The sequence below is a fragment of the Streptomyces odonnellii genome (genome assembly GCF_000981895.1).
Taxonomy (GTDB): Bacteria; Actinomycetota; Actinomycetes; order Streptomycetales; family Streptomycetaceae; genus Streptomyces; species Streptomyces odonnellii.
This window is the reverse complement of record NZ_LATD01000264.1, coordinates 1-8,618: the sequence shown is the minus strand read 5'-3', so window position 1 is coordinate 8,618 and position 8,618 is coordinate 1. Positions and strand designations below refer to the sequence as shown.

General features: G+C 72.3%; 9 protein-coding genes and 1 pseudogene. 5 read left to right on the top strand and 5 right to left on the bottom strand.

Annotated features, from left to right (window positions below; translation table 11 throughout):
• The 3 genes and pseudogenes from WH07_RS41330 to WH07_RS23500 all read right to left on the bottom strand — a co-directional run.
• Positions 1-114 (bottom strand): annotated as a pseudogene (locus WH07_RS41330) (phosphotyrosine protein phosphatase); the annotation flags it as partial.
• Complete coding sequence (locus WH07_RS23505) at positions 111-917, bottom strand: aquaporin (protein ID WP_046503509.1); 807 nt, start codon at positions 915-917, stop codon at positions 111-113. The pseudogene WH07_RS41330 and the gene WH07_RS23505, both read right to left, overlap by 4 nt.
• A complete protein-coding gene (locus WH07_RS23500) occupies positions 914-1,234 on the bottom strand; it encodes an ArsR/SmtB family transcription factor (RefSeq protein WP_079023489.1) in 321 nt (106 codons plus the stop codon). The genes WH07_RS23505 and WH07_RS23500 overlap by 4 nt, the downstream gene beginning before the upstream one ends.
• Before the next feature lie 172 nt (positions 1,235-1,406).
• On the opposite strand from WH07_RS23500, the gene WH07_RS23495 reads away from it, so the two are divergent.
• Entirely contained in the window at positions 1,407-1,829 is a 423-nt protein-coding gene (locus WH07_RS23495; protein WP_046503501.1) for an ArsI/CadI family heavy metal resistance metalloenzyme, read from the top strand.
• Positions 1,830-1,957: 128 nt separating this feature from the next.
• Here WH07_RS23495 and WH07_RS23490 read toward each other — a convergent pair whose 3' ends face one another.
• Complete coding sequence (locus tag WH07_RS23490) at positions 1,958-3,016, bottom strand: hypothetical protein (protein ID WP_046503499.1); 1,059 nt, start codon at positions 3,014-3,016, stop codon at positions 1,958-1,960.
• A gap of 120 nt (positions 3,017-3,136) precedes the next feature.
• Between WH07_RS23490 and WH07_RS23485 the strand changes: the two genes are divergently transcribed.
• From WH07_RS23485 to WH07_RS23470, 4 genes are all read left to right on the top strand, one after another.
• A complete protein-coding gene (locus WH07_RS23485; RefSeq protein ID WP_046503514.1) occupies positions 3,137-3,823 on the top strand; it encodes a GDSL-type esterase/lipase family protein in 687 nt (228 codons plus the stop codon).
• 316 nt (positions 3,824-4,139) lie between these two features.
• Complete coding sequence (locus WH07_RS23480) at positions 4,140-5,732, top strand: carotenoid oxygenase family protein (protein ID WP_046503496.1); 1,593 nt, start codon at positions 4,140-4,142, stop codon at positions 5,730-5,732.
• Positions 5,733-5,823: 91 nt separating this feature from the next.
• Positions 5,824-6,837 carry a prolyl aminopeptidase gene (pip, locus tag WH07_RS23475; protein ID WP_079023488.1) on the top strand — a complete coding sequence of 338 codons (1,014 nt, stop codon included), beginning with the start codon at positions 5,824-5,826 and terminating at the stop codon, positions 6,835-6,837.
• Between the two features lie 88 nt (positions 6,838-6,925).
• Positions 6,926-7,909, top strand: coding sequence for an aldo/keto reductase (locus WH07_RS23470; RefSeq protein ID WP_046503493.1), 984 nt, complete (start codon positions 6,926-6,928; stop codon positions 7,907-7,909).
• Positions 7,910-8,037: 128 nt separating this feature from the next.
• On the opposite strand, the gene thpR is transcribed toward WH07_RS23470, so the two are convergent.
• Positions 8,038-8,616, bottom strand: coding sequence for an RNA 2',3'-cyclic phosphodiesterase (gene thpR, locus WH07_RS23465; RefSeq protein WP_232789030.1), 579 nt, complete (start codon positions 8,614-8,616; stop codon positions 8,038-8,040).
• Positions 8,617-8,618 lie beyond the last annotated feature (2 nt).

Sequence of the window (8,618 nt, the reverse complement as noted above, 5' to 3'; positions counted from 1 at the left end):
CCGGACCCGGACCCTGTCCCCGGGGAGGTGGGTGAGAACCGCGGCGCCCATCGGGGAACGGCCGGCGTTGTGCACGCAGACGAACAGCACGGAGGGGGTGGTGGCAGTGCTCATGAGGACAGTGCGCTCTCTTCACGGGGTTGGGCGGGGGCGGGGAGCCGCCGCTCGCCGGGCGGTACGGCAGTGCCGTCACCGGCAGTGCCGTCACCGGTAGTGCCGTCACCGGCCCCGGATGCCGGGCGCCCGAAGGTGAGGGCGACCAGGGCCAGTCCGACGGCCGCCCCGGCGAGTTGCGCGGCGACGAACGGGGCCACCGAGCCGGGCGCGATGCCGGCGAAGGTGTCGGTGAACGTCCGGCCGATGGTCACGGCCGGATTGGCGAAGCTGGTGGAGGAGGTGAACCAATAGGCGGCGCCGATGTAGGAGGCGACCGCGACCGGCGCCAGATGGGCGCGGCCGGCCCGGGCCAGACCGAGGACGAGCCAGACCAGTCCCGCCGTCGCCACCGCCTCACTCAGCCACAGGTGACCGGCGAACCGGTCGTGCGTGGACCACTTCACCAGCGGCCTCGCGAACATGGCGTCCGCGAGGACCGCGCCGCCGATGGCTCCGGCGAGCTGGGCGGGGATGTACGCGGCCACTTCACACAGCCGCGGACCATCGGCCGTGCGCCGGCCGGTGAACCAGGCGGCGAGCGTCACCACCGGATTGAAGTGCGCGCCGGAGACGGGACCGAGCAGGGCGATGAGCACGCCCAGGCCGAAGACGGTGGCCAGGGAGTTGGCCAGCAGCCGCAATCCGGTGTCGTCGGTCAGCTCGGCCGCCTGGATCCCGGAACCGACCACAACGGCCACCAGCGCCGCGGCGCCGATAGCCTCGGCCGCCGCACGCCGGACCAGTGGCGCCGGGCCGCTCACGCGGGGACCTCCGCCGGCGCGGCCGGGGCGCGCAGCAGGTCGGAGAGCTTCGCCAGGGCCTCGGGCAGCACCCAGTAGTACACCCAGGTGCCGCGCCGCTCGGAGCCGACCAGACCGGCCTCGCGCAGCACCTTGAGGTGGTGGGAGATGGTCGGCTGGGAGACGTCGAACGGGCCGGTCAGATCACAGACGCACGCCTCGCCTCCCTCGTGCGAGGCGATGAGGGAGAGCAGCCGCAGCCGGACGGGATCCGACAGCGCCTTGAACATCCGGGACAGCCCGGCCGCGTCCGCCTCGCCCAGCGGCTCACGAACCATCGGGACGCAGCACACCGTGTCCTGTCCGACCATGGGCAGGCGGGTTACCGGCAGACCGGCTTGTTTCGACATGGCTCTATATTGACACTTCTCTAACCAGGTGCCAACCTCCCCTGCATCGACAACCGTCGATACACGCTTCGGACCAGCACAGCCCCCGAGGGAGACCACCATGTCCCGATTCCAGCTCGCTCTGCGCGTCGCCGACCTGGAAGGCTCGATCGCCTTCTACTCCAAGCTGTTCGGTACCGAACCCGCCAAGCGGCGGGAGGGTTACGCCAACTTCGCCGTCACCGAGCCCCCGCTCAAGCTCGTCCTCATCGAAGGAGACTCGGGCGAGGAGACACGGCTCGACCATCTCGGTGTCGAGGTCGAGGACACCGAGAAGGTCACCGCGGCCACGGCCCGGCTGCGGGACGCGGGCCTGGCCACGTTCGAGGAGAACGACACCTCCTGCTGCTACGCCGTCCAGGACAAGGTGTGGGTGAGCGGCCCGGGCAAGGAGCCGTGGGAGGTGTACGTGGTCAAGGCCGACGCCGACACCCTCGGCGGGAGCGCCAAAAGCAGCACACCGGCGGGGTGCTGCGGCGCCTGACGCATGGCACCGCCGCGCCGCCGACGCACGCGGGCCCGCCGACGCGCCCGGGCCCGCCGCTCCTCAGGGCCGGGGCCGGGGGCCGGCCTCGTACATCGCCTGAGCGCGCCCGGGCCGGCGACGTCCGATCACTTCTTGGCGCGCAGGCGCCGGAAGCCGAAGAACAGTGCCGCGCCGCCCGCGAGGATGAACACCCCCAGGGTGGCGCTGCCCTTGGAGCCGCTGGTGCCGGTTGCCGCGCTGTCGTTGCCCGGGGTGGTGGAACCGCCGTCCTGGGAAGGGGGGTTGGCGGAGCCGTCGCCCTTGCCGTTGTCCAGGTCCTCCCGTACGACCTCGCTGTCCTTGCCCTCCGAGCCGAACATCAGCGCCTTGCCGTCCGCCGTGTACGTCACCGACTCGGCCTGGGTCTGGAAGGGGGCGTGGACCGCGTGGTCCGCGCCCAGTGCGCCGTTCCGCCACGCGTACGCACGGGCGCTGAAGTACGAGCGGAGCACCAGCTCCTTGCCGTCCGGCGAGAACGCCCCGTCCGTCACCCAGGGCACCTCGCCGATCCGGCGGAACACGTTGTTGCCGGACGACGACAGCCGGGCCGGGCCCTCGTACAGCCCGCCGCCGTTGTCGTTCTTCGAGGCGATGTAGACCCGGCCGGTCGTGGGGTGGACCATCAGCGCCTCGGCGTTGCGCGGCCCGTCCGCGTAGGTGACGTCGAACTGCGTCGCCCGCACCGTGGCGTCCGCCAGCCGCTTGGGCTCGGGGAAGCGGTAGATCCACACATGGTCCCAGCTCCCATCGAGGTTGTCGCCGATGTCGCCGACATACACATTTCCATCGGGACCGATGGAGATCGCCTCCACATCCCTGGGTTCGCCCACGCCCCGCATGGTGATCGTCGCCACCGTCTCACCGGTCCGTGAGTCCACCGCGAACACATAGGGCCCGTCGTCGCTGTCGTTGTGCGTCCAGTAGATGCCGGGGTGGAGCCGGCTGGCGGCCAGTCCGCTGGACTCCACGATCCGCGGATCCTTGATCGTGAAGGTCCGGTCGGGCGTCTGCTCGGACTGTCCGTCGGCGGCCGACGCGGAGACGGCGGGCATGCCCAGCGGTACGACGGTGGCGGCGGCCGCGAGGACGGCGGCGGCGACGGCACCGGAAAGACGCAGGCCGGAAGGGCGCGGAAGCGAACGCATGCCACCAGCCTGCCACCCCGCCGCCGCGCACCGGGCGTCCCTACGGATATCCAGGGCATGTCCCGGGATGTCCCGGCCCGCACCGGCCGCCGGGACCGGCGGTTCGGCCATGATGGCCGGATGCGTTTCCTGTTCGTCGGTGACTCCATGACCGTCGGCCGCGCCGGTGACATCACCTGGCGCTACCGGATGTGGCAGCACCTCGAAGCGGCCTTCGACGGCCCGTACCGGATCGTCGGCCCCCGTACGGAGCTGTACGACCCCGAGGCCGACGCGCCCGTCTCGTGCGCGTACGGCGCGCCGGACTTCCCGGCCGGGGCGCGCCGCCATCTCGCGGGCTGGGGTGTGGGGTTCCACCACATGTGGCCGCTGATCGGCGAGGCGGTACGGGCCGGGCGCGCGGACATCCTGCTGGTCTCACTGGGCCTGATCGACCTCGGTTTCTATACGGACAGCGCGCGGACCGAGCGCAACGCGCGCGCGTTCGTCGCCGGGGCCCGCGCGGCGAATCCGCGGATCCGGGCCGTGTTCCTGCCGGTCATCCCGAACATCCGGGCGGAGGCCGACCCGGCCTTCGCCGCCGAGGTCGGCCGCTTCAACGAACTGCTCGGCAAGGCGGTCGCCGACCTGGACCGGCCCGGCTCCCCGCTGCTGCTCGCCTCGCGCCCGGCGGCGTACGACATCCACGCGGACACGTACGACGGCACGCACCCGGCGCCCTCGGGCGAGCACAAACTCGCGGCCGCCTTCGCCGACGCGATGCACCAGGCGTGGGGGCTGGGCGCACCGTACGAGAGTCGCGACTGAGCACGCCGACCAGGTTCGGTGCGGGTCGGTGACGGCCGTCACCGAACCACGCCACCTCGGATATGTGCCCGGCGCCCATGTCGCTCGCGGTCAGGTGGCGACCGTCACCCCGTCGTCACGACGGCCGTCACCTCGTCGTCACGACGGCCATCACCCCATCGGTACCGCGGCCATCACCCCGTCCGTTACGGGGGCCGGCACCACCCTCCACATGCCGTTCAGCCCTCCTGATTCGGCGCGGCGGGCGCCGCAGAATCTTCGGTGTCAGTCCGCGACAGGACCATCCGCGACAGGACCACACCGGGGGAGCCCGACCATGACAGATCGCACCCGACGAAGCATCGTGCGCGGCGCGGCCGTTGTCGCCGCGGGAGCGGCCCTCGGCCTCGGCGGCCGAGCGACAGCGGCGACCGCGGCGGCCGCCCCGCCCGCGGCGCCCCGGGCAACAGCCCGTATGACCACGCCACCCGCGTCCCGGCATCCCTTTCTGGAAGGCGCGTTCGCGCCGGTGACCGAGGAACTCACCGCGTTCGGCCTGCCCGTCACCGGCCGTGTGCCCCGCGAGCTGAACGGGCGCTACCTCCGCAACGGCCCCAATGTCCTCGGCCTCGATGATCCCCGCGCGCACCACTGGATGCTCGGCGACGGCATGGTCCACGGCGTGCGTCTGCGCGACGGCCGCGCCGAGTGGTACCGCAACCGCTGGGTACGGTCCGCCGCCGTCGCCGCCAAGCTGGGCGAACCGTACGAAGGCCCGGTCCCGCCGGACGACTTCGCCGCCAACACCCATGTCATCCCGTACCACGGCCGCGTCCTGGCGGTGCAGGAGAGCGGGCCGGCGCCGTACGAACTCGACGAGGAGCTGAACACGGTCGGCCCGTACGACTTCCGTGGCACGCTCGACGGAGCGTTCACCGCGCACACCAAGTTCGACGCCGAGGCCGACGAGCTGCACGCCATCACGTACTACCCGGTCTGGGACCATGTCCGGCATCTTGTCGTGGACCGTACGGGCCGGGTCGCGCGGACGACGCGGATCCCCGTCGCGGACAGCCCGATGATGCATGACTTCGCGCTGACCGAGAAGTACGTCGTCGTCTTCGACATGCCGGTGACCTTCGACCCGGCCGCCGCCGAGGCGGGCGCGCTCGTACCGTACGTCTGGAACGACCGGCACCCGGCACGGGTCGGGGTGATGCCACGGGCGGGCGGCCGGATCCGCTGGTTCGAGGTGCCCCCGGCCTTCTATTCGCACACCCTCAACGCCTATGACGAGGGCTCGTCGGTGGTCGTCGACCTGACCACCATGCCCGCGCCCTTCTATACGGCGGGCCGTGGCACCGGCGGCCCCTCCGCCCTGGGGACTCCCTCGCTGGAGCGCTGGACCGTCGATCTGGCGGGCGGCCGGGTCCGCAGGACCACGCTCGACGACCGCCCGCAGGAGTTCCCGCGTGTGAACGAGGGGCTGGTGTCGCGGCGGCACCGGTACGCCTATGCCGCGTCGGCGGCGGAGATGTGGCAGGCGTATCTCACGGCCGACGGGGTGCCGCAGGACCGGGCGTTCGGCAATGCCCTGATCAAGCACGACCTGCTGCGGGGCAGCGCCGAGGTGCACCGCTTCGAGCGGGGCGCGGCGGCGGGCGAGGCGGTGTTCGTACCGTCCCGCGACAAGACGTCCCATGAGACGTCCCATGGCACGCACCGCGAGAGGACGTCCCGCGACCGGGGCGGCGACCCGCGCGCCGAGGACGACGGTTACACGCTGGCCTATGTGCACAACCCCGACCGGGGCGCGGCCGACCTGGTGATCCTCGCCGCGCAGGACTTCACGGGCGAGCCGGTGGCCCGGATCCATCTGCCGGGACGGGTACCGCTCGGCTTCCACGGGAGCTGGATACCGGACGCGTAGAACTCGCGCGCGTCGTGGGCGGCGGAGTCGGTACGGTGCGGGGGGCCGTACCGGCTCCGCAGATCCGCACCACGTACGAGGAGCGCTCCCCATGGACGAGGCCCGGGCCACCGCGCCTGCCGAACAGCCGCCCGCTCCCGGGCCGTTGCCGCTCTACCCGCCCGTCGAACCGTACGAGCAGGGCATGCTCGATGTCGGCGACGGCAACCTCGTCCACTGGGAGGTGTGCGGCGATCCCGGCGGCAAGCCCGCGCTGGCCGTGCACGGCGGCCCCGGCTCGGGCAGTTCCCCGTACGCCCGGCGGTTCTTCGACCCCGAGCGCTACCGCGTCGTCCTCTTCGACCAGCGCAACTGCGGCCGCAGCACCCCGCACGCGAGCGACCCGGCCACCGACATGCGCCACAACACCACCGACCATCTGATAGCCGACATGGAGCGGCTGCGGGTGCGGCTCGGCATCGAGCGCTGGCTGTTGTTCGGCGGGTCCTGGGGGTCGACGCTGATCCTGGCGTACGCCGAGCGGCATCCCGAGCGGGTCTCGGAGATCGTGATCAACGGGGTCACGACAACGCGGCGCTCGGAGATCGACTGGCTGTACAAGGGCGCCGGGCGGCTCTTCCCCGAGGCCTGGGAGCGCTTTCAGGCGGGCGCGGGCCTCCCGGAGAGCGAGCGCGACGGCGATCTCGTCGCGGCCTACGCCCGGCTGACGGAGAGCCCGGATCCTGCCGTACGGGAGCGGGCGACGGCCGACTGGTGCGCCTGGGAGGACGCCGTGCTCTCCCAGGAGCCGAACGGCTCCCCCGCCCCGTACACCGGCAGGGCCCCGGCGGCCCGGCTGGCCTTCGTGCGGATCTGCGCGCGCTACTTCGCGCACGGCGCTTGGCTGGAGGAGGGGGAGCTGCTGCGGGAGGCCGGGCGGCTGGCGGGCATCCCCGGGGTGCTGGTGCACGGCAGGTTCGATCTGGCCGGGCCGCTCGGTACGGCGTGGGAGCTGGCGAAGGCCTGGCCGGACGCGCGGCTGGTGGTGGTCGAGGACGCGGGGCACATGGGGAGCGACGCCGGGCGCGGTGAAGTTCGGGCCGCGCTGGACGAGTTCGCGCGCTGACCCGCGGGCCCGCGGCGGGCGGCCGAATCGGCCACAGGGCGCAGCCGGGCTTGCCTTGAGTGCGCTCGAACGCGTTGGCTGTGGAGCCATGAAGTACACGCAGCTCGGACGCACCGGACTCAAGGTAAGCCGACTCGTCCTCGGGACGATGAACTTCGGCCCGTTCACCAATGAGGCCGACAGCCACACCATCATGGACGCCGCGCTCGGCGCGGGCATCAATTTCTTCGACACGGCCAATGTCTACGGCTGGGGCGAGAACAAGGGCCGTACGGAGGAGATCCTCGGCACCTGGTTCGCCAAGGGCGGCGAGCGCCGGGACAAGGTCGTCCTCGCCACGAAGGTCTACGGGAACATGGCCGCGGACGGCGACGCCTGGCCCAACCACGACAAGCTCTCGGCCTTCAATATCCGCCGCGCGGTCGAGGCGAGCCTCAAGCGGCTCCAGACCGACCACATCGACCTGTACCAGTTCCACCACATCGACCGCGCCACCCCGGTCGAGGAGATCTGGCAGGCCATCGACACCCTGATCCAGCAGGGCAAGATCCTTTACGCGGGGTCGTCCAACTTCCCGGGCTGGAAGATCGCGCAGACCAATGAGACGGCCCGCAGGCTGGGCTCGTTCGGCCTGGTCAGCGAGCAGTGCCTGTACAACCTGGCCGAGCGCCGCGCCGAGATGGAGGTCATCCCGGCCGCGCAGGAGTACGGCCTCGGGGTCATCCCGTGGTCGCCGCTCCAGAGCGGTCTGCTGGGCGGCGCGCTGCGCAAGGAGCGCGAGGGCGGCGCGGGCAGCCGCACCACCCGCCGGCTCGCCGACTCGGCGATCCGGACGCAGATCCAGTCGTACGAGGACCTGCTCGACAAGCACGGCATCGACCCGGGCGAGGCGGCGCTGGCCTGGCTGCTGACCCGGCCGGGCGTGACGGGCCCGATCGTCGGCCCGCGCACGGCCGAGCACCTCGAATCCGCGCTGCGCGCGGTGGAGCTGGAGCTGTCGGAGGAGGTCCTGTCCTCGCTGGACGAGATCTTCCCGGGTCCTGGGCCTTCGCCGGAGGCGTTCGCCTGGTAGCAGGCGGTACGGAACGAGCGGCCGTGGCCGGCCTAGCCGACCGCGGCCGCCACGGCGATGATCGCGAACATCAGCACCAGCACGCCGGCCATGATCTGGTTTCGGGTCTTGGGGTCCACGTGTCGAGGTTAACGGCCGGGGGCGGCGTGCTCCTCGCCCGGGTCGCGGTTGCCCGTACGGGCCGCGTCGGCCGCCGGGGCCGCACCGGCCGCCGCCCGGCCAAGCGGGTAGCGGGCGACCGTCTCGTACCGCGGTTGCTCGCCCGGCACCCCGCTCACCGGCAGACTGCTCTGTACGAGTGCCAGCTCGGTGACGTCCCAGGAGGTGCCCTCGAACCCGTCGGGGCCGCTGAGCGCCTCGGCGTACGGCCCCAGATCCATGGGCGTACGGCTGCGGGCGACCGTGAGATGCGGCCGGTAGCGGCGGTGCCGGTCCATCGGCACCCCGGCCCGGTGCGCGGCGGCCTCGGCGCGCTCGGCGAGGAGGTGCAGGGCGTCGATGCCCCCGGCGGCCCCGGCCCACAGCACCTGCCCGCCGAACTGCCCGCCGCCGTGCAGCCGCAGCGGGAACGGCTCGGTCCTGCGCGCGGCGCGCTCCAGCCGTACGGTCAGCTCGGGCAGCACCCGGTCCTCGACCTCCCCCATGAACGCGAGCGTGAAGTGCCACCCGTCCCGCCCGGTCCACCGCAGCGGGCCGGCCCGGTCGATCC

Bases quoted from the DNA above. Each gene is read 5' to 3' on its own strand.
- WH07_RS23500 (WP_079023489.1), bottom strand. From the start codon at position 1,234: ATGGTTCGTGAGCCGCTGGGCGAGGCGGACGCGGCCGGGCTGTCCCGG.
- WH07_RS23495 (WP_046503501.1), top strand. From the start codon at position 1,407: ATGTCCCGATTCCAGCTCGCTCTGCGCGTCGCCGACCTGGAAGGCTCG.
- WH07_RS23490 (WP_046503499.1), bottom strand. From the start codon at position 3,016: ATGCGTTCGCTTCCGCGCCCTTCCGGCCTGCGTCTTTCCGGTGCCGTC.
- WH07_RS23485 (WP_046503514.1), top strand. From the start codon at position 3,137: ATGCGTTTCCTGTTCGTCGGTGACTCCATGACCGTCGGCCGCGCCGGT.
- WH07_RS23480 (WP_046503496.1), top strand. From the start codon at position 4,140: ATGACAGATCGCACCCGACGAAGCATCGTGCGCGGCGCGGCCGTTGTC.
- pip (WP_079023488.1), top strand. From the start codon at position 5,824: ATGGACGAGGCCCGGGCCACCGCGCCTGCCGAACAGCCGCCCGCTCCC.
- WH07_RS23470 (WP_046503493.1), top strand. From the start codon at position 6,926: ATGAAGTACACGCAGCTCGGACGCACCGGACTCAAGGTAAGCCGACTC.